This window comes from Paenibacillus sp. Soil750 (genome assembly GCF_001428045.1).
GTDB lineage: Bacteria > Bacillota > Bacilli > Paenibacillales > NBRC-103111 > Paenibacillus_E > Paenibacillus_E allorhizoplanae.
In genome coordinates this window covers 138420-159193 of record NZ_LMSD01000041.1, presented here as the reverse complement: position 1 = coordinate 159193, position 20774 = coordinate 138420, and the positions used below count along the sequence as shown (strand labels likewise).

Here is a 20774-nt window from a genome sequence, read left to right as displayed (position 1 = left end):
GAAACGAGAAATTAAACATATTGCAGGCAATACTTCAACAATTTTCATTCCAATATGGATACATTTATAATTCGAACATTATCCGGTAAACAGGTTTACTTCTAATTTCTTTTTTCACGCAATAAAAGTTAGTATTTCCCGAATGTATGCTATTTATACATAGAAGAAAAAATTTTCTCTTTACAGCAAGCATTTGGCATAACAGTGCCTTGGCTTACCATTGTACATGGGCCGCGTGAATTGAAGGACGAACCCTGCAGCTTCTAAATTATGTTTGCTCACCAGATTGTCGGGATGAACTGTTGAATATAAGTATCGGTAGCCGTTGTCCCGTGCTCGCCTTTCACGTAATTCATGGAAGTAGCGTTGCAACCCCAAGCCACGAACGGTTTCATGAACGATCGTTGCATCGAGAATCGCTACGTATGTTAGATCTGACTCAGGCACCCCAAACTCCCTGCCTAGATTGCTTTCACTCCAACCAGGAAACGCCAGAGCGGAGTAAGCAACTAGCTTCCCATTTTGAAAAGCGCCGTAGATTTCACCTTTTTCTTCTATATGAGCGTTCAAGTACTGTTCATCGTCCATGGCAAAAAGTTCTTGTGAAGCCAGACGAGACACAACATCTACCATAAGCTCTCGAATTGCTGGAACATCCGTATGCCCTAAACGGCGGATCTCCAAATTAGCTATGTTTTGAACTAACATTAGGAAAGCTCCTTCATCTATGATGTTAATTATTTACTAGGCATAGGTCTTACTATTAGAAAAATAAGAAGGATCATCCCCATATACCCGAAGAGAGGGTAAAGATATGTAAGAAGTGAAGTAAAACCAACCTGACTGATCAATAAACAGGTCAGCAAAATAGCCAGAACTACCCAATTTCGTGGCAGCGGATATATGCGCCTAATATGCCGGGTAATTCCGAACACATTCCCAATTAACGTTGTTACAATTTCCCCGTAAATAACTAGGATGAATAGCACATGGAATAACCGTCCAAAACCTCGTATAATTTCAGCCATCGGAATTTCAAAATTCAAAATCTCCGGCATCCGCGAATGTATCGCAAAATGACTGATCAATAGCATGACACCAAGCCCTATGCCACCCCACAGGCCCCCCCACTTCAGTATGCTCTCATCCTGCACCTCACTACCTAACGGCACCAAGACCGCTTGAGCAAAGGCAAAATTTAAGGCGACATATGTAAGTGGACTCAGGATCCATTTCAAATGGGTGCTTGTTTGTAGTTCTTGCCAATTCGTCGCTTCCCCAATCCCATCTATCCCAACAACTCGGATAATTACAAGCACCATGAAAAAAAGCATCAACGGCATAACAAGAGAATTAATTGCTAGAATCCCATGCATTTCTTTGCTCATGACCAAGTAGCATAGCAACATACTAATGATGACCCCAAATTGATAGGGCAGTCTCAGCTGCTCTTCGAAAATAGAGCCAGTGCCCGACATCATCACAGCGGTCACGCCGAACAGGATAATAAACGTCAACGAATTCGCGACTTTCCCAAAAATATCCCCAAATAAATAATCGTTTAACTCCTGATAGGAAGACGCCTTAAGTCGATGCGAGAGGACCATCATTTTCGTCCCAATCCATATAAAAAAAGCCGTTGCAATCAATATGCCAACTCCGCCATAGGCTCCGTAGATTGTGAAGAAATGCATAATGGACTGCCCCGAGGCAAATCCCGCCCCCACCACAGTCCCCATATACGTTGCAGCAATTTGTAAAATCATGAGCGTTTTGGACTTCATAGCTCCCCCATAGTCAAGCAATATCTTGTACATCTCCATTGTATGTAAGATAAGCTTGTATATGCCAATTAACAGGAGCTAACTGTTGCTATGTCCTAACTCATGCATTAAACCAATTCGGAATACACTTCTCAAAGTTTTGATGATCATCCAACACAACCCGAATTCTACCCAACATGGATTCAAGTTGCTCTGGAATCACCTGCAGCGTCCAAGTAATTGTCCCAAAAATAATCATAGCGGTGTACAGTGCATACAATCGCCAGAACTCCTCCGGAATAGTGCCATCGAAGTAACCTAGTACTTGCCCCCTGCAGAACGGGATACTAACCTCGCGGCTAAAGTAGGCGATTTTCAAAAAATCATGGTAAGGGTCTCCCCAGTCGAATCGGTTAAAATCAATGACCCCCGCGTAGCTCCGATTAAGAATGAGTAGATTGCTCGTATGAAAATCATCATGCTGGAAGCGATTAGGGCGATTGTGCATGTAATTCGCATTTTGATTAATAAAAGAAAGGATTGCATCCTCTTCGGCAAGCTTAATGCCGCATTTGCGATAGCTCTCATATTGGCGAATATGTTTGGAGAATCTGTTCTCATACCAGTCTTCGGAGTGGGGAGCAGGTATGTCATGCATGATACGCAGCTCTCGTCCAGCTTGTAAGCCAATTTGGTATTGTTCGTCATCCGATAAGGAAGGTAAAATATCAAAGGCATCCTCCCCTTCCACATAACTCAGCAGCATATAGCAAATATCAATCGATTCGATGGCACCGAACTGAATGGGTTTCGATGTTTTTATCCCACGATCAAATACGTTCTTAACAACTTCAAATTCTGATTCCTTCTTTTGCTTTTGCTTCAGAGGGGCCGTTCGTAATACATATTGAGGCGTTTCGCTATTTTCATATAAAAAGTACTTACTATCAAAGGAGAACCCTTTCGTAATCCGTGTAATTTCGGTCACATTTTGCAGGAATGGTAAGTGCTTCTGAAGATCTGATATGTTCATAGAAATGCTCCTTTGGATGCGAAGATTTCACAATTTCATGCATTCATAAGATATTCTCCCAATTCATCACAGCACTTGCGCTATCTCCCACACATGCCCATCCGGATCGGCAAAACAAGCCGTCCGCCGCCCCCAAGGGCGCGTTATCGGTCCATTCAATAACTTAACGCCACAGACTTTCAGCTCATCACATACCTGGTCAACGTCTGGAACTTGGATCGTAAACTGAAACCGCGCGCCATCTCCGTTGCCACCAACCTGTGCCGGCTCAATCAACTCGCGGGCATTCGATTTATTTAACAGATTGATACTTGTATTGCCATAATCGAACACCGTGCAGTTTTCGTCTTCATATATGATCGCAAGTTTGAACGTCTCTTGGTAAAATGCCTTCGACCGATGCAAATCTTCTACAAACAATGTAATCTCAGTAATTTTGTTCGCCCAGCCAGCTGTCGCCATCCCATTCGACCCCTTTTTTCATTTTTTACAATCTTATTTGGAGCATACGAATTGCCCATTCCATAGTCAAATCCTACACCCAGATTCATATTACGCACCACTTTTTCCTATTTAATTTCTTGATCCAACTTTTCATATAACGTCAAAAGGCTTTCGGCCACAGTTTGATGAGCAGTGTCGATAATAATGTGATCTCGGTCCCAAACATCATACTGTCGGGTCTTGACCTCATCCCACGTAGGTAAAGCAAAACCGGGAATATCGGTTAAACGCGTAGTGATTCGACGCCTATGTTCCCGTTCATCCGAGCAGACCACTTCGATTTCCACAAACGGAATTCCGAGAGACTGCGCAACGTCGCGCCAGGACTGGCGAGTTTCATGAATGGGATTGACTGTGTCCGCTATCACGTCAAGGCCTAACCGGAGATTATGCGAAGCAATCTCGTAACACACGATGTAACCTGCAGGTCCGTTAATCCAGGTCCCGGCATCCCGCATAGCCTGCTCCACAACGTCTACCCGGAGATATGTGGCCCGTATCTTGCCGGCCAAAGCTGCTGATAACGTGGACTTCCCGGTGCCTGGCAACCCGCTAAAGATATAGAGCATAAAAAATCGCCTCCTTCAAGGCACAAATCTGCACCTTTTTTAAAAAGGAAATGTCATTATCACAAAACATAAAGTTAAAACACCAAATCCTAGAGAAAGCAATCCTCTCAAATCATCTTTTATCAAATACGAAGCTCCCCCGTTAAATATCAATGAGCAACACATCGCAACTGCCATCAATGAAAGTTTAATTTGCTGAAAGCCTTTATCAATAAAAATAGATATTGCAAGAATAACTGTTAGTAAACTAAATAAAATTCCTAGTGTTTTAATTACTTTCCTCAGTATCAATCACACTCCTAATCGCGAATCACAGGCGAATCACAGTCACCTTATTCCACTTGCCTTTAAAATTCTTTTGTACGATTCGTTTATCATATATAGCCGCAAGGTGCTTATTCTCTAAGAAATAGGGGGTCGGCCGAATAATAATTTGAAGTACATCATCAATTCCACATGGGGCAGCTAACTGTACATGATCCTGATCGTCTAGCCTCAGCCCCAAAGCAGTTGCTGTCTCAGGGAACTTGGACATGGCATCTGTAGAAGACGAATAGGGAGGATTGTCATTGAGCACATGCATTCTTGCCTGATTTTTTACGGACCAAGGTAAGTTGGGCATGATTTGTAGTAACTGTTCTTCCAATCGTTTTTCAATATCCTCATTTACGTTTGAAGCATCAAAATAGATGACATCTATATCGGAGAGTGGCGTTCGTTCTTCATATTCATGAAGGGTATCCCAGATTTTTGAACGAACAAAGCCCGCACAAACCCACCAATCAGGGAGCTGTAAGGACCGAGCAGCCTTGAGGATGTCCATCATCCATTCATCCGCACGTATAAGAGCAATAATATCCTCTTTACTTTTTACCAATTTAAAAAGCCCCCAATAAGAACGTATATTCCTATATTATAGAAGACAATGCTCTTATTGTAAAGTTATCCCATTTTTCGACCCGCTATTTGTTTAGGCAAAAAAGAAATACCAACAATATGCGAGAATCGCAATACTGTTGGCAGTCTTATTAGCTAATTATTCTAATTTCATGTAATAAAGATTTGTAACATCCTCTTTGATAATGGTATGTGCGCCAGGCGCAAGTGCTACACTTATAATGCCATTCGTCATTGCATAACTTGTTCCGTCTATTTTAACCTTGAGTCCGTTTGCTGGATTAAACACTAAGGTTAATGTTTTAGCTGTTGTTGTGGTAAAACCAATATTGGTTGAACTCTCCATTTTTAAACATTGCGTTAGAGTTAGCCCATTATATACCACTGTTCCCTTACTTGTTGAAAGGTTCCCGACAATCGTGAAGAAGCTGCTTGTTTTGCCATCTGTGGTAAAGTTATGAACAATGGAAGTACCTGGTGTAGTTGTAGGGGCTGGTGTCGTCGTTGGTGTAGCTGTTGGTGCTGGCGTAGTCGTTGGTGCCGGTGTGCCTGTTGGTGGTGTTGAGTTACCACCTACAGATACAAGTTGAGATGTGTAACTCAGTATTTTTGACATAAGTGCTGAATTAAGGTCAGAAGATGTGTCATCAACAGCATCATTAAATGTCCATGTAAAGTCTCCATTACCAAGGCGTCCAGCTTCTGCCGTAACAACTTGTTCTACCGTGCTTACGCTATCAATGTCAGCTGCATTTACTCCCGTATCGATCGTAGTATCAAAGTTATTATAAGTTGTTCCACCTACTAATGCTTTGTATGAACTTGGAACTGTCTCATTTCTAGTCGAAGCTAAATACGCATCAAATGATGTTGCATTAGCTGGAGCTGATCCTGCATTGGAATTTGCATAAATAAGACCTCCAACAAGATCTACGATACTATTATTGTATGCTTTAATCATACCACCATTCTCACCGGAGAATGTACCTACGGACCCACCTGCAATATCCGTACCTTGTAAGGAAATTAACATTGGATTTTTAGAATGTCTGTAATAATTTGACTCTACAAATGCCGAACCTGCTGTTGTAATACCAGTTCCATATTTGGAGACACCATCAAAGAAGTTATTATAAACATGAATAGTTCCTTTTCTTATACGTGGATGACGTGAGTCTGAATGGTCAAACCAGTTATGGTGAAAGGTTACAAAGAATTCAGATGATTCACTCAAACCGATTAGAGCAGCTTTTCCGGAATCCCAGTAGTGATTGTACGATATTGTCGTATACGTCGATGCGCCTTTAAGGTCAGTTGAACCATCACCTTTGGCTTGGTCAGCATCCCCGCCTGCTTTTCCATATGTAATATCATTATTATGCACCCAAATATTAACATTTGCTGTATCCATTGAAACGGCATCATCTTGGAATAACAAAATACCTAGGTTTCTTACTTCTACATTACCGACATTTCTAAGTAGAAGTCCCCATCCATAGATAGTTGCATCGTTTCCGATACCTTCAATTGTCGTATTCATTCGTGTATATGCTGAAGCTCCTTTTACTTGAAGAAATCCACCGCTGTTAATGGATGAACCCATGTTGGCATCTGTCACTTTTCCAATGAATCTGATTGCAAGTGGTGTTTGATCGTAGCCTTTTTGTCTTAGTGCCAGAATTGCACCTAAACCAACAGCCGTTTGTTTATCACCTGCGCTATTAATCTTCACATCAAGAGATACGGTTTGTGCAGTCGCAGATGTTATATAAATAACTTGCGCACCACTCGGAAGTGTACCATCTTCATTATAAGCACCTGAACCTGTGCCGAATGTTGATTGATTTGCAAAAGCAAACCCAGATCTGTCATGTGCCGTTACGGATAGCGTATTTGTAACCGTACTTTCTTTTGAACCATCTGATAGTACTGCTTCAACTTTCATTACATAACTTCCAGCTGCAAGCCCTACAGCATCAGCTCTCCAATTGGAAGGGTATTGTCGGATTAATTCCGTATCAATTTGTTTATATTGTGAATCGGATGCACTTGAAGGTTTAACATAGACATTATACCCTTGAGCATTGCTTACAGGTGTCCATTCTACATAGGCTGTCTCATTCCATCCTCCACTGCCCGTGATCGAAACTCCGATAGCATGTACAGCCTTACTGGCCACTCCGCTTGCGATAATAGATAGCGCTAAAGCAAACAATAAAACGTAACTCGTTACTTTTGAAACACTTTTGTTCAATGTAATTCCTCCCACGTATAATTGTTGTAACGCATCAGAAACCGCTTACAAGTTTACGCATCCCCCTCTCCTCATCCAAGCTCAGACTCAGCTTATCAGTTTGGAAAGAGGTTCCGAAACAATCATTTGCTCATATTTTCCATTTTTCTGAGTTAATGATTATCGGAGAGAAATATGATACTCCCGACAAATCTTCAAAATACTGGGACCCATCAAGGTATAAGTAAAAAAAGCCCCAGTGACTGTACTAGCTCACCAGGACTAACAGTATCGATTAAAATAATTCGTTAAAGCCCTTCTTGGGTTTGTGAATTCTTCCCCTTATGATAGTCTTCCCATAGTGGGGCGATGTATTGTTCTAATGTTTTCACCACGTCATCCCTACGGCTCTCTTCGACATTTATAGTGTCATTTGAGATCTCATTTCTAATTCGTATGAGCACATATAATGGAGGCAATGCCGCTTCACGAAGCGCTTTAATCATGTTTTCTTCTTGTGGCGTAATAATCATAACGTATCATACTTCCTTTCTGGCAGATTTCTGCTCGAGATAATCTCAGTATAAACGTTGACATCAGTGTTAGAGTCAAGCATAAACGCGTATGTTAAAGCAGCAGTTGTGTTACACTGTTGGAAAATAGAGATAGAGGTGATTGTATGCGGAAAATCGCAGTCATTACTGGCGGAGGACAGGGCATCGGACGAGCCATTGCGCTTTCTTTTGCACAAGAAGGGTATGGTATCTCCATTGCGGATATTGATCAAGACAAAGGATTAGAGACAATTGCACTTCTACGCCCCTTTACAGATGATGCACTCTTCATGAAGGTCGACACCTCCAAGAATGAGGAGGTTGAGCAATGGATGGAACGTACATCTTCCTTGTTGGGCAGCATCGATGTGTTGGTGAATAATGCAGGTATTATGCACAATACCGATGTATTGGAGCTTAGCGCTGAGCAATTTCAGCGGGTCATTTCCGTAAATTTGGGAGGTACTTTTCACTGCTCGCAGGCTGCAGCCCGCATCATGAAAGAACAAGAAAGGGGCGGCGCCATCATTAATCTCTCGTCAACCAGGGCTATTATGTCGGAGCCTAATACCGAGGCATATTCAGCCTCCAAGGGAGGCATCTCTGCACTGACACATGCGATGGCCATCAGTTTAGGCGGCTACGGCATTCGCGTCAACGCGATCTCTCCAGGGTGGATTGAAGTAAGGGACGAGGGCAGCTTTTCCCACACGGAAGTGGATAAAAGCCAGCATCCCGTAGGCAGAGTAGGCAGGCCAGAAGATGTTGCAGAGGCTTGTCTTTATTTAGCAAGCGAGAAGGCAGGATTCATTACGGGTCAGAACCTGACGATAGACGGCGGTATGACCGTTAAAATGATGTACTTAGAGGAATAAAGAAAAAGAGACAAGACCGCTCCATGACAGGGCATGGATAACAAACCGGATATAGGTAATCCTATTCCCTAATAAAGGAAGGAGTGGGCAATTTGAAGGAAGAGACAACAATCCCTCAAGAGCAAGAAACTTCACGCACAGCAGAACCTGAGTTTAATCACGATTACGATCTGATACGTGCCTATGCCGAACAAATGAATGGCGAGGTTGAAGCTAGAGAAGAGTAACCGCTCGACTTGAAGAAGAATGCCGCATAGTTTTTGCGGCATTTTATTTGTTTATAACCTTCAAACACCCGCACAAACAATAATCTGGACTATAGCTTATAGTAAGATCCATCTGTTTGCTGAACTATAGTTCCTCAACTATTGTAAATGAGAAAAGAACCATCCTCGACTGGATGGCTCCTAGAATTTGAACTGGATTAATCTTCGTAAATAACGACAGACTGGGTCTCTGACTCCCATTTAACTGCTGCTTTTAAGGCTTCGCTTACAAAACGAACCGGCACAACCGTGCTGCCGTTTTCAATCGCTGCTGGAACTTCGAGAGTAACTTCATTCCCATTGACAGTTGCTGTCTTACTATCAATAAAGAGTTTCACTGTGATACCATCACGTGTAACAGTAACTGAACGCTCTTCTTCATTCCAGGTAACCGTTGCTTTCAACGCCTCAGAGATAGCGCGGAATGGAACTAAAGTGTTGCCTTCGCGGATAAATGGAGCTACCTCGAAAGTTGGCTCTTCACCGTTTACGTATAATTTCACACCTTTTTTCCCTAGTTTATCGTACAATTTACCAAGCTTTTTGTAAGAATCAAGATTTGTAACGTTTGCAATAATAGCTTCCTTTTGAACGTAAACCGCGTCGGTTACGCTCCCGTTTCTATCTAACAGATCAGCAAACGCCGATAAGGCTGCGTCCTTCTCTTTGATGGCCTCAAGTTCAGCTTTCATTTCAGCAGTTAGCTGAGTCTCGTATTTTGTCAAAAGAAGCTCGGCAATAACAGCCCCTGCAGGCTTGTCCTTCACATTGTTGATCGCGTTGAGCAGCCCCTTGTATCCATTATGACCTTGATTGCCATAAGTATCGGATGTAACAGTCACATCCAATTTAGCATTCACCTTGAGATCAACGTTAACTTTTACATTATCCGACTTGCCCTCATTAGCATTGCTTGTTTCGGATTTTGCAAATGCCGATCCTGCCATAAGGCTCGTTGCCAGTACACATGACGCGATAACCATCCATCTTTTTTTCATCTTTTTACGCCTCCTAAGTTGTCTACCTTTATATATTCGGATTCTTCTTCCATTTTTGTGAGGGTATACTTACTCTACAAATATTATTTCACAGTACTCCTTAAGCTGCCTTGTGGCAGCCTATTTGTTTGTTTAGCTATTGTTACCGTTGCGTACTTAATCCTACCTGCCCCCTAAAAATACTTTTAGATCTCGTATACCTTAGTATCAGCTGCAGCTAAAATACCTTAATAAGGCGGTAATACTCATGATACTGAAGTTAACAAAAGAGTCCAAAAGAAACAACCTTCTCGCTAAGAGCGTCATGCTCAGCATACTCGTTTTTAGCGTAGGCACCGGTAACATATTGGCTTCGGAGATTACAACAACAACAACAGCACCGTCGTCTAATCCCACATCCGTGAGCGTCACCCAGAATACGTCTGTCTCCTCGCAAGCAGGCACGACTTTGAACGAATCCGAAACGGAGACTCCAGATCTTTTGCCCGGAGACTTCTTCTATTTTGTAAAAACAATGTACGAAAATATTCGAATGGCCCTAACTGTCAATGACGTAAAGGAGGCACGACTGCTTACCGCATTTGCCCAAGAGCGACTAAAAGAAGCGAACGCCTTATTGGCTCAAGGAAAATCGAATGAGGCGAGTCTATCTCTTCAGAAGTCGCTAGAAACTCAGCAAAGTGCTGTTCAAAAAACAGACCAGGCTACTGGTATTTCGATAACCGTTAAGACTACGCTAGCAGAAAATACGACCCAAGCGGCGGCTACTGAAGCAGAAGCTTCAACACAAAAAGAAATTGCAACAACAATCGTAGCTATATCGAGCAGTGAGCAGACTGCAGATCCTGAGCAAACCGAAACCGAAGACGTGACCACTCCTGTAAAGGAAGTGAAACATCCGGAGCAGGTCCTGAAGGTAAAGACCGATTTGCAGCATAACATTCTAGCCTTGGCCTCGGCATTGGAAAAGGCGGGGAATCCGAAAGCCCAGCTAGCTTTAATGAAAAATATTGAGAAGTCGTTTACTCATCTAGATAAAAAACTGGCCAAAATCGAACGTAAAGAGAAACTGGGGCAGGAGAATGAGAACGTTACGGTTAAGGAAGAGCAGTCCATTGCTCCGCTGGTTCCATCACCAACCTCAACACCAGTTCCAACACCAGTTACAAACGAGCCTGTCTCAGACCAAAAGAAACAGGAGCACTTCCTAACGGAAAAAGCAGATCAAACGAAGAAGCGCGATGACAAACAGGATATTGATAAATCTGGTATAGCAAAAGAGAAAAAGAACCATAGCCAACACAACGGCGGCGAAAAAAGGAACGGCAACGGACACGACAACGACTACGGCAACAAGAACGAGAAAAGTAAAGGCAGCAAACAAGATTAATACCATGTAAAAACCGTCAGTGAGAAACTGACGGTTTTTCTTGTTACAACAATGTACCTAGCGTTCTTGTATGTAACCTCTAAACCTCTAGGCGACACTCTGCCCTGTCCCCGCATTCTTGTCCTGATAACATATGATCATGACAAAGAATAGGTAGGAAATTCGAGCTAAAAGTTGATGTTATTGCGTTAATCTGCACGTTACTTGAATGAAAACAGGGAGCAGCTGCCACGGCAGTCTGCTCCCTGTTAACTGCTGCTTTCGTCACTGCTCTCATCATCGTCATGATGATCCTCTAAATGTAAACTTGCAGATACTCCTGCGTGATCGGATGGCCAAAGCCCTGTTTTTGTTCGGTCATTCTGCGATTCTCCAACTAATTCTGCTTCAATTGGTTCCCAGCCGTTTTTAAATAGAATATAGTCGACTCTTTCAGTCAACAAAGAAACTGCATTTAATAGATCAGGACTCTGTTCATGGGTAAACCCTGGTCCTTCACCCACTTTATTCCATGTATCTTTAAAGCCAGCATTCATAAACAGATTATAAGTAGAGCTATTAGGAATGGCATTCAAATCTCCCGTAATAACCACCGGTAAACTCGTGTTTGCAGGTCCTTGAATAATTTCAAATGCTTGAGCATTCCGTATGGCTTCAACAGTTGGATCCAAACGTGTATTAATCATCCTGAAAACTTGTCCATCAATCTTAACATCTATAGAAGACCATCCTCGGAGTATTGTAAAAGGTTGTCCTGCTAAGGATACAGTTAGATTTGTTTGGAAATTGGCTTCCTGCCTTCTTTTCACGTCCAATTTATGGTCTTTACGAATCAGGATTGCATCCCTTTCCAAAAATTGAACTAAATTTCCATTGCTGTCTGGAAGTTCCGCCTGTGCATCATTATTACGAGCCGCAACTTCGTATTTCAAACCTCGTTCCTCTAACGCGTTTAATAATATATCTATAAAGTCGTAGGTGACGGTTCCGAAAGTTGGAATAACTAGTTTCACCCGCACCGCTTCTTGCAAACCGATAAGACCAGGTTTTTCCGAAGCGATAGCTTTAGCAATTGCCTTGGCACGAACAGGAAAATTCGTCGCAAGAAATTGCCTAAAGACTTGTGTTACAACTTCAGGGATTTGCTGTGGGGACGCAGCAAACAATGGTGCAACATCAAAACCTTGATAAATATTCCACGTTAGGAACGAGACCTTAAGATTACAATCAGAATTCATTTTCCATTTTCCTCCAATCAATATATAAATCTATTAATAATAAATGAAAATTAATTGAGAATGGAAACGGCAGTTTGACTACTACTTTGATAGATTTTATGTTATTTGAGGCTTAACACGTGAATGAAGAAAAAAAGGAATTGCCGCGAGGCAAGCCCCTCAACTGGTGTTCGCTGTTACGCATTTAGTTGCAGTAAACAACTATTGTGTTTGTGCCGCCGAACAAGAAAAAACCCGCAGCATGAAGCATGCCGCAGGTCTCTAACTCGTATTACTTTAGATCGTTCCATGCCGAAGCTCAACTTAGGAACTGACATCCGTATCAATGATTTCATCCAGTTCTGAACTATGTTCGTTTGCGGCTGCAATAATTTCTTGATCGACCTTATTACTTCCTTGAATTTGCTCCGCGGCTTGGGCTTGATTGTTCAGTTGCTTAACAATTTGTCCTGTGCCATGAGCTCCTTGATGTCCTCTACTGGATGTCATTGTATTTATCCTCCAAATTCGAAAGTTGATCTCCCTACTAAATTACGATGCTATTTTCCACCCTTATTAAACATATAGCCTCATTGGTTCGTTTTCGCCTCATGCATTTGTGTAATCAACACCAACAGATTCAGCTTTAAGCATCACCTGGTTGATCATGTGTATTATTTTGTGCAGACTGGTCAGGCGATTTTCGAGTTCGAGATTGCAGTTCCTTATCTACGGTACGCTGAGATTTGGTTATCTTAGTTTTAGTTTTATTGGACATTGAAATTACCTCCTTTCTATCTTGATGAAATAATAAGTTTCTGATTTCACGCTTTTCTTTTGAGTAATTTGAAACATATATATTGTACTCACTTAAGAAGTAATATAAGCAGACACATTGTGCCAATCACTTAGTTGGTCGGCGAAATTAAACAATAATTTCTCACCAACTAAAGTATGAAGTAGCTCAAGAATTGGGCATCCCGCTTCAGCCAAATGGCTACTCAATGATATTAGCCTAATTTAAAGGCTTAAAAACACACTCTTCTCATCGTTCCATGCCTTTATTATTTTCACATCTCTTCTAATTATTCCTCGATTTTTCCATTTTTGGATTCCACTATGTTTCTTGATTTCAATCCAGCCTTGCTCAGCGTTAACGAATGCTGCCCGTACTTCAGTAAAATAGGGATCGTCAGACTTAGCATCACGGTTAACGAAACATCATTATTTTTAATTGACGCTATTTGCGCGACGCGCTCTTTGACTAGTTTTGCTACATCCGTAATATTCGATGACGGTGATTTTAGAACATCTAAAAGGATGCTTGCTTTTCCGTTAGTTCGGGATACGGTTTTAATGTCAGTCAGAGAGTGGGATAGATCAGCCACAGTAGACAACTGGACGTTGGTGCCTTGCTTATTTTTTATCGGAATATTGTTTAACTCTTGGTCTGTTAAGTTCCAACCATTCACTGTTAATGGAAACGAGTCTTTATTGTTAGACACTTTTCCAGTGGACCAATTCGGCAGCGCGGCGGCTAATGATTGATTCAAATCATCCATTGTTAAACCATTCTTTGTTAGATCCTGCATCCTAACATTTAAAACATAACCATTGTTTGCTGCTCCAGTGACACGGACATCAGCGACGCCTTGAACGGATTTCAGTTGTTTAGCTATATCAGCCTCAATCGAAGAACGAAGTGTAGTTTCGTCAATGTTTGTACTGTTTGAAGTTAAGCTATAGCTCAAAATTGGAAATGTACTAGTCGTTACACGAGTGATAACCGGAGCCCCAACGTCAGTTGGAAGCACTGCGCTTGATACAGCTTGTTTAATGTCACTCTCAGCTTGTTTCATATCAAAATCCATCGGGTAGTACAGATTCATTAAAAGTCCGCCATCATAGGAATTCGTTTCTACATCCATCAAGCCATCAGAAGACCTAATAGCATCTTCTAATTTTGGTGTTACATTTAGTTTAACTTGATCTGCTTGGTAAGATGATGCCCTTACTGAAACAAGCAGAGTTGTATTATTAATGCCTGGTAGATAATCACGCTGCATTTGAAAGGCAGAGACACCTCCCCACGCAAGAATAAGCAGCATACAAACTACAACTAGAATCGCCCTTTGCATTGAACCTTCAATTATTCTTTTCATTATTCAAACCTCATTCCGTTTTTTCTCTTATCGAGTGGCCTTCTTTCTTCTTTTCTCTTATTACAAAATGAAAGGACTGGGCTCATGCTGCTAAAGTTCAGAATGGTTCTAAAATAATTAATTAATAAAAAAAAAGAGGATCTGCCGGTAGCAAATCCTGATGGTTTTACAAATAATTAATAACCACTTGATATTTCAAAACTGAGTGAATGCTATAATGAGTTAATTTTGGAATAAATTTAGACGAGCAGACTTTACGTATTCAGCAGCTTATTATTCTATGTAAAGCATGAAGGACAGGAGTGGTAGGAAAGTAATGGATAAATCGAAGAAATTGAATAGATTGACATCTACTCTTGAAGTATTATGGGTATCTCTGAAGTTGGGTTTAACATCATTTGGGGGCCCTGTGGCGCACTTGGGTTACTTTCATGACGAATATGTTCGCAGGAAAAAGTGGTTGGATGAACGTAGCTTCGCAGACTTAGTTGCACTCTGTCAGTTCTTACCAGGACCCGCTAGCAGTCAAGTCGGAATAGGGATTGGCACCATTCGCGCAGGTCTTCTAGGCGGATTTGTTGCCTGGCTAGGGTTCACGCTGCCATCAGTGATTGCATTAGTTCTTTTTGCTTTAGTGTTGAAAGGATTCGATATTGGAAATGCTGGGTGGATTCATGGTTTAAAGATAGTTGCAGTAGCTATCGTAGCACAAGCAATTTTAGGGATGGGCCAAAAACTTACCCCAGATCGAAAACGGGTGACAATAGCCATAGTCAGTACAACCATCACACTGATTTGGCAAACTACAATGGCTCAAATCGTACTTATTGCTCTAGCGGCATTAATTGGAGTACTCCTATACCGAGAAAAGACTGATGTGGAACGCACGGAACTTCAAATTCCAGTTAGCCGTACCATAGGTCTGATCTGTTTAGTTTTGTTCTTTGCTTTCCTAGTTGGACTACCTATTCTGAGGGGAATTTCTACTCAACACTGGCTGGCGTTATTTGATAGTTTCTATAGATCTGGATCCCTAGTCTTTGGCGGAGGTCACGTGGTTTTACCTTTTTTAGAGCGAGAGATGGTACCAACAGGTTGGGTAAGTAAAGAAAACTTCTTATCTGGATATGGGATCACTCAAGCGGTACCAGGGCCTCTGTTCACATTTGCTTCTTATTTGGGAGCTATTAATGGGGGAGTTTTTGGTGCTGTGATTGCAACTTTCGCTATTTTTCTTCCGGCATATTTATTGGTTATCGGTACACTGCCCTTTTGGAATGTTCTCAGAAGCAATCCTAAAATTCAAGGTGCTTTAACAGGCATTAACTCTGCTGTCGTCGGAATTTTACTTGCTGCCTTCTATAACCCGATCTGGACATCAGCAATATTAAAACCTGCAGACTTTGCTTTAGCTGCTATATTATTTATTTTGCTCGTATTTTGGAAATTGCCTCCATGGGTTATTGTGATCGCTGGTGCAGCAGGAGGAACTCTGACGATAATTATATAGTCAAAATTTACTTGCTATCTTTCGATCCCAGAAATTGCGGTATTACTTGAAGGATTTGAGACAATCCCTACAACGGATTGATGGGAAGAAATGGCGAGAGAAAAACGCGCTCAGCTTAAAGAGAAAAAGAAACAAATCAATTCGATGATTCAAATTTTAGGCAATGGCTTAACATGCAAATGCCTCACCTGGTCTGAATGCTTTGATAAAATAAATCAAAAGTTCAAGCTACTACCACGCTCTACTGCCCGTTAGGTGAGAAGGCTGCCGAACAATAATATTCGGCAGCCTTCTCCTGTTATTTCATTGATCTATCGTTTCCCGTTTGTTCAATAAGTATAAATTTGGCTTTACTTATTCCCAACGCACTTGAAAATATTTTAATGTAAAGTAAGCGTAGCCACAACTCCTGCATGGTCAGAAGGCCATAGTGCCGTACGTGTACGATCTTCTTGCTCTTCTCCTACAACGTCTATTTTTTTAACCTTGAAATCGCCTCGAAAGAGAATTAAATCTATTCTAATAAATAATTGCGAGATCAAATTTAATACATCAGCATCCTGGCAACATGTTAATCCATCGCCTTTTCCTGCGATCTTCCATGAGTCTTTAAATCCAGCATCAATCAATTTGTTGTAAGATAGACCACTGCCGTTACTATTTGAGTTGAAATCCCCTATGAATACTAAGGGAAGTTGAGTAGCTCCCGGGCCATTTAAAAGTTCATCAGCTTGAGCGAGTTGTACTTGAAGTGTTTCGGGGATTAAAGGTGAAACGGGTTGTAAATGAGTATTTACTAGTCTAAATTTCTTTCCTACTATTTCGACATCAACAGAAGACCAACCAAACAGGGTTTTTACAAGATTACCACCAACTGGTACGATAAGAGAAGCTTCAAAATTTTTTGTTTGTATGTTTGAGAACTTAAGTCCTGAGTTTTTTCGCGCCAGAATCACATCTCGATCTAAAAATCGAACGTTGAAGCCATGACTACTAGGTAGCGTAACATCAGTATTTCTAGTTTCTGCTAAAACCTGATAATGCAATCCTCTTTTTTCTAACTCTTTAAGAAGGATGGAAACAAAATCAAAGGTTACAACTACTTTAGAATTTTGAGGTAACAGAAGTTGCCATTTTGCTACTTCTTGAAGACCAATTAGTTCTGGTTCTTTTTCAGCAATTTGATCAGCAATAGCCCTCGCCCGTACCGGAAAATTTGTTGCTTGAAACTGTCTATAGATCTCAGTAACACGTAGTGGTACTTCCTCAGGAGTGGTTCCTACTACAGGCGTTAAGGTAGATCCAAAATAGATGTTCCATGTCATAATTTTTACACTTTTTTGTGATCGATCACCCAATTATGAACACCTCCTATTAATCTTCCAATACATTCTATTCCATTAATCTATCAAATGTATCAGCAGCTGTAGGAGGAAATAAGTGGATTTACTGGTCAATGGGAGCCATAAGTTAAGCAACAAAAAAGCCTCCAAGGGATGCTTTTCCAAGGGGCTTTAAACGCATGTTTTATTAAGTCGCATGTTTTATTAAGTCATATCCTAACTTACTTTACATATGGTATGAGTACCCAATCGCTGCCAGAAATGCCTTAGCGAGTACCATATGCCCGACCGCGGAAGGATGGACGCGATCCCAGGCTAGAGTAGCCGGGTAAATCTCTCGCAACACCGGTTCGAACGCAGCTTGCGTATCCACGTACAAGCAGTCAGTCTCTTCCGCGATACGTTTCACGATTCCCCCATATTCATCCATCGTCACCCGCATCGCATCTTCCCTGTTGGGTTCAATGTAGAATGGAGTCATCAAGACGATGCCTTTTACTTGCGACTTGGTTCGTAACACTAGCTCCCGCAGCGTAGCCTCATACTCCTCCGTGTAAACATGAGACTCACCAATGGTAGGTTGATCATACTGACGCCAAACGTCGTTGATCCCGATCATTATTGAGAGCCAGTCAGGCTTTAGATTCTCCACATCGGCAGCCCAGCGCTCTTTCAAATCTCGGACGGTGTTCCCACTAGTCCCCATATTTACTATTCGGATTCCCCTCTCGGGATAGGTACTTTGAATTAACGCATCCACCAGCGAAACATAACCTTTGCCAATCCCTCCGAATAGTCCTTCTCCATAAGGACGCTTTCGTTCGCAATCTGTGATTGAGTCTCCAATCATGATGAGTTTTTCGCCTTTTTGCAAGAGCATGTCAACAACCCCTTCTTCTATATTGTCGTTAACCTACTTTCTCCATGAAGCGTGAAATTCCTTCATGAGCAATATCACTTTCGGCGTCTGTATTAGCGTTGGTGTGGAGAAGAAGAAGATAGTGGAAATTTAAATAAAGCCACAGGGATGTATACTTACAGAGTGGAATCAACTGAAAACTACAATAACGCAAGGAAAGGGAATAAAAAGCAAAAAGAGACCCACAGCAACGGGCCGCGGGTCTAAAGGTTTATATTTTAAAAGGGGGTCGTCTATTATTATAATCCTGCATGATTAATACCAGATGAAAATAAGATTTCAATCATGTAACAAATATTTACTCTTTTATGCGGGTTTGAATCAACTAGCGTCTTTTTAAAATGTCTTCTACTTTAGCTTGCATAGATTGCACCGTTGTTTTCCTATATTGAATACCAAGCCGAATGACCTTTAATTGCTGTCTTCGGGATAGCGTTCGGAAACGTGGTTCTTGCTTTAAAAATTTACGAATAATCGTCCAACTGTTGATTTCAAACCGGTTTGGTTTTAGGTAGGGAACTTCATAAGGCAGTTGTCGTTTTCGAAATCGATTAACAAGATTTCCAAAGTTAGCTGAAATTTTGCTTTCATCTACGAGACACACAGCCCGATTTTTATTTGTGTGCTTTTTGAGGAATGCGAAATGATGGTGTCCATCTTGGATAATATAGCCACCATCTTTCTTACTTTTTTGCACAATTAGTAATTGCATAAGGTCCTGTGCCACTTTTTTTAACTCCTTCTTACGTGGCGAGGTCTTCGTATTGATACTTTCCTGCTTAATTTTACTTAGAGGTATATATTGCACTGTATATCTCAACGCTACCCCTCCTCAACACCGCTGATTAATGTAATGTATTCCAACTTATTACAGTGTATGTATGTTAGCGTATTGGAGGTTCTTGCTTTCATTGGGAAGTCTGATCCTATTGCTGTAAGTGGCTTGGCTTTCTAGCTATTCACCCACACCGAGTCTTTTGGTTCCACATATATTGTGAGAGAACAGACCAATCGAATTGAGGGAGTGATAGCTATGCCCGGACTGCTACGGACAGTCAACGGAACAACCACCCTTTTTGCAACAGCTAGCATAAAATCCAAGCAAGACGGCATCTTAAGCGCGAACATCGAATTGGTTTTAAACGCCAGTCGAGGTGTCTCCGACATCTTCCTAAATATCACGCAGAATGCATGTAACTTAGTAACATTCAAAATACAATCTCTGAATCGTACAAGCAGCAGACTCACTGCTTCCTTTGGTAAACAAGTGAACGGTGTCTCCAGTGCCAACATTATTCTCCAAGATAAGAACAACAATATCACTGCTAGAGGATTCATTAATAAGAAAGCAATCGTTCCCGTTAGACTTGAAAGCGGTTGCCAATGTGGCGGTTGCTCTTCCACGCGTACCCAAAAAATAAGATTCAAAGACGGCACAACATTAAAGATCAGTATCGATAAATCGCTCCAACTTACCCTTAAACGACTATTTACTAAACTTGAGCGAGTATTAAAAAAGCTAGCTCCGCGGAGAGGCAAAGGTGCGACCGCTGATCCCGAATGCAATGCAAGATGTTATCGTATTGCAAATTCTTGTAAGGCTGCATGCGGCATCTTCGCTGTCTTATGCACACCGATATGTTTGAGTGCACAGGCGGTTTGCCTCATTAGCTGTTTGCCGACATAACGGTTGAATATCTCTCCTAAATAAAAGAGAATTTCTATCCAAAGAAGCCACTCCCTTGGCAGGAGTGGCTTTGTCTATATTTGCTGATATCGTCTTATGAATAACAGACATAATAACCATGCTTCGCGGCCGTTACGGACCGACAAACACGCCATGAATGAATTTCTCCAATACTGCGACATCCGTTATGTTCTTGTTGCAAACCTCGCTGTTCACGCACAAATAATTACCTATGGCCCTGTAATAATCAGGCGGTGCACCTTCCGGTTTCCACTTAGTCACAGCAGTGAATAGCGCGACCTCAGTATGCCGATTGCACACAAAGCAAACGCCATTCTTATTAGTCGGCGTATACTTCCCTTCAATGCCGATTAGCTTTCCGTTCAGATCATAAACAATGAATAATTTATTCGTTGCAATATCGGTCCAGCCCAGGTATGTCGCGAATCTATAAGTGATACCTTTAAGATCGGGTATTTTCAGTTTCTTGTGCTTAGGGAAAAGTTTCTTAATTTGATTGTCCGTCACATGCGCATATTCCTCTGCTAAATAAGGCTCCAAGGCATGCAGATATCGCTGAAAGTCCGCAGTGGTTTGTAGCTGTTTCAGGTTCACAATCCATTGTTTTGGCAGATCAGTTACATCCGAAAACAATTCGCTTATCTTGACTTCTGTATCATTGCGAACCGCTTCGACCACTTTCAAATTGGAAACGGAGTTACAGGCACTTTGTAACTGCCCGATCAGCTTCTTAATCTCGTTGTATTGATGGTTTCTAATGAATGGTTGACTCATAGCTTCCAGCCCCTTATTTTTATTGAAAATAAAATAAGCTGCAAAGCCCCATAATTAGA

22 protein-coding genes are annotated in these 20774 nt (G+C 41.6%); 6 read left to right on the top strand and 16 right to left on the bottom strand.

Going from position 1 to position 20774, the window contains the following annotated elements:
• Window positions 1–180: 180 nt before the first annotated feature.
• The 8 genes from ASL11_RS30275 to ASL11_RS30235 all read right to left on the bottom strand — a co-directional run bounded on the left by ASL11_RS30275 (window position 181) and on the right by ASL11_RS30235 (window position 7532).
• Complete coding sequence (locus ASL11_RS30275) at window positions 181–708, bottom strand: GNAT family N-acetyltransferase (RefSeq protein ID WP_056623172.1); 528 nt, start codon at window positions 706–708, stop codon at window positions 181–183.
• Between the two features lie 29 nt (window positions 709–737).
• Entirely contained in the window at window positions 738–1784 is a 1047-nt protein-coding gene (locus ASL11_RS30270) for a YkvI family membrane protein (protein WP_056623604.1), read from the bottom strand.
• A gap of 100 nt (window positions 1785–1884) precedes the next feature.
• On the bottom strand, window positions 1885–2796 hold the full coding sequence (locus tag ASL11_RS30265) for an aminoglycoside phosphotransferase family protein (protein WP_056623169.1): 912 nt from the start codon (window positions 2794–2796) through the stop codon (window positions 1885–1887).
• Between the two features lie 66 nt (window positions 2797–2862).
• Window positions 2863–3258 (bottom strand): VOC family protein, encoded by a 396-nt coding sequence (locus ASL11_RS30260; protein ID WP_056623165.1) that lies wholly within the window; start codon window positions 3256–3258, stop codon window positions 2863–2865.
• 107 nt (window positions 3259–3365) lie between these two features.
• The gene (locus ASL11_RS30255; protein ID WP_056623162.1) at window positions 3366–3869 is read right to left on the bottom strand and encodes an AAA family ATPase; all 504 of its coding nucleotides are present in this window, start codon (window positions 3867–3869) and stop codon (window positions 3366–3368) included.
• A 310-nt stretch (window positions 3870–4179) separates the two neighbouring features.
• The gene (locus tag ASL11_RS30245) at window positions 4180–4695 is read right to left on the bottom strand and encodes a nucleotidyltransferase family protein (RefSeq protein WP_056623601.1); all 516 of its coding nucleotides are present in this window, start codon (window positions 4693–4695) and stop codon (window positions 4180–4182) included.
• A gap of 210 nt (window positions 4696–4905) precedes the next feature.
• A complete protein-coding gene (locus ASL11_RS30240; protein ID WP_056623155.1) occupies window positions 4906–7020 on the bottom strand; it encodes a pectate lyase family protein in 2115 nt (704 codons plus the stop codon).
• 287 nt (window positions 7021–7307) lie between these two features.
• On the bottom strand, window positions 7308–7532 hold the full coding sequence (locus ASL11_RS30235) for a hypothetical protein (RefSeq protein ID WP_056623152.1): 225 nt from the start codon (window positions 7530–7532) through the stop codon (window positions 7308–7310).
• Window positions 7533–7678: 146 nt separating this feature from the next.
• On the opposite strand from ASL11_RS30235, the gene ASL11_RS30230 reads away from it, so the two are divergent.
• Together ASL11_RS30230 and ASL11_RS37925 are read left to right on the top strand one after the other, a co-directional pair.
• Entirely contained in the window at window positions 7679–8428 is a 750-nt protein-coding gene (locus ASL11_RS30230) for an SDR family NAD(P)-dependent oxidoreductase (protein WP_056623149.1), read from the top strand.
• A gap of 92 nt (window positions 8429–8520) precedes the next feature.
• Window positions 8521–8655, top strand: coding sequence for a hypothetical protein (locus tag ASL11_RS37925; protein ID WP_268796256.1), 135 nt, complete (start codon window positions 8521–8523; stop codon window positions 8653–8655).
• Between the two features lie 197 nt (window positions 8656–8852).
• Here the strand turns inward: ASL11_RS37925 and ASL11_RS30225 are convergent, their stop codons facing one another.
• Window positions 8853–9692, bottom strand: a complete 840-nt coding sequence (locus ASL11_RS30225) for a copper amine oxidase N-terminal domain-containing protein (RefSeq protein ID WP_056623146.1) — start codon at window positions 9690–9692, stop codon at window positions 8853–8855.
• Window positions 9693–9939: 247 nt separating this feature from the next.
• On the opposite strand from ASL11_RS30225, the gene ASL11_RS30220 reads away from it, so the two are divergent.
• Window positions 9940–11082 carry a DUF5667 domain-containing protein gene (locus ASL11_RS30220; protein WP_056623143.1) on the top strand — a complete coding sequence of 381 codons (1143 nt, stop codon included), beginning with the start codon at window positions 9940–9942 and terminating at the stop codon, window positions 11080–11082.
• 248 nt (window positions 11083–11330) lie between these two features.
• Here ASL11_RS30220 and ASL11_RS30215 read toward each other — a convergent pair whose 3' ends face one another.
• Window positions 11331–12320 carry an endonuclease/exonuclease/phosphatase family protein gene (locus tag ASL11_RS30215; RefSeq protein WP_056623140.1) on the bottom strand — a complete coding sequence of 330 codons (990 nt, stop codon included), beginning with the start codon at window positions 12318–12320 and terminating at the stop codon, window positions 11331–11333.
• A 303-nt stretch (window positions 12321–12623) separates the two neighbouring features.
• A complete protein-coding gene (locus tag ASL11_RS30210) occupies window positions 12624–12809 on the bottom strand; it encodes a hypothetical protein (RefSeq protein WP_056623138.1) in 186 nt (61 codons plus the stop codon).
• A gap of 422 nt (window positions 12810–13231) precedes the next feature.
• Here ASL11_RS30210 and ASL11_RS38275 point away from each other — a divergent pair, with 422 nt between their 5' ends.
• Window positions 13232–13318 (top strand): small, acid-soluble spore protein, alpha/beta type, encoded by an 87-nt coding sequence (locus ASL11_RS38275; RefSeq protein ID WP_082596008.1) that lies wholly within the window; start codon window positions 13232–13234, stop codon window positions 13316–13318.
• Window positions 13319–13384: 66 nt separating this feature from the next.
• Here ASL11_RS38275 and ASL11_RS30205 read toward each other — a convergent pair whose 3' ends face one another.
• Window positions 13385–14461 (bottom strand): efflux RND transporter permease subunit, encoded by a 1077-nt coding sequence (locus ASL11_RS30205; protein WP_056623136.1) that lies wholly within the window; start codon window positions 14459–14461, stop codon window positions 13385–13387.
• A 316-nt stretch (window positions 14462–14777) separates the two neighbouring features.
• Here ASL11_RS30205 and ASL11_RS30200 point away from each other — a divergent pair, with 316 nt between their 5' ends.
• Window positions 14778–15971: a chromate transporter gene (locus tag ASL11_RS30200; RefSeq protein ID WP_056623133.1), complete on the top strand. Its 1194-nt coding sequence runs from the start codon at window positions 14778–14780 to the stop codon at window positions 15969–15971.
• A 380-nt stretch (window positions 15972–16351) separates the two neighbouring features.
• Here the strand turns inward: ASL11_RS30200 and ASL11_RS30195 are convergent, their stop codons facing one another.
• The 3 genes from ASL11_RS30195 to ASL11_RS30185 all read right to left on the bottom strand — a co-directional run bounded on the left by ASL11_RS30195 (window position 16352) and on the right by ASL11_RS30185 (window position 19053).
• Window positions 16352–17329 carry an endonuclease/exonuclease/phosphatase family protein gene (locus tag ASL11_RS30195; protein WP_235550621.1) on the bottom strand — a complete coding sequence of 326 codons (978 nt, stop codon included), beginning with the start codon at window positions 17327–17329 and terminating at the stop codon, window positions 16352–16354.
• Window positions 17330–17540: 211 nt separating this feature from the next.
• On the bottom strand, window positions 17541–18194 hold the full coding sequence (locus tag ASL11_RS30190; protein WP_056623130.1) for an SGNH/GDSL hydrolase family protein: 654 nt from the start codon (window positions 18192–18194) through the stop codon (window positions 17541–17543).
• Between the two features lie 364 nt (window positions 18195–18558).
• On the bottom strand, window positions 18559–19053 hold the full coding sequence (locus tag ASL11_RS30185; RefSeq protein ID WP_056623127.1) for a hypothetical protein: 495 nt from the start codon (window positions 19051–19053) through the stop codon (window positions 18559–18561).
• A 213-nt stretch (window positions 19054–19266) separates the two neighbouring features.
• Here ASL11_RS30185 and ASL11_RS30180 point away from each other — a divergent pair, with 213 nt between their 5' ends.
• Window positions 19267–19920: a hypothetical protein gene (locus ASL11_RS30180; RefSeq protein WP_056623124.1), complete on the top strand. Its 654-nt coding sequence runs from the start codon at window positions 19267–19269 to the stop codon at window positions 19918–19920.
• Between the two features lie 132 nt (window positions 19921–20052).
• Here the strand turns inward: ASL11_RS30180 and ASL11_RS30175 are convergent, their stop codons facing one another.
• Window positions 20053–20715: a FusB/FusC family EF-G-binding protein gene (locus tag ASL11_RS30175; protein ID WP_056623120.1), complete on the bottom strand. Its 663-nt coding sequence runs from the start codon at window positions 20713–20715 to the stop codon at window positions 20053–20055.
• Between the last annotated feature and the right edge of the window lie 59 nt (window positions 20716–20774).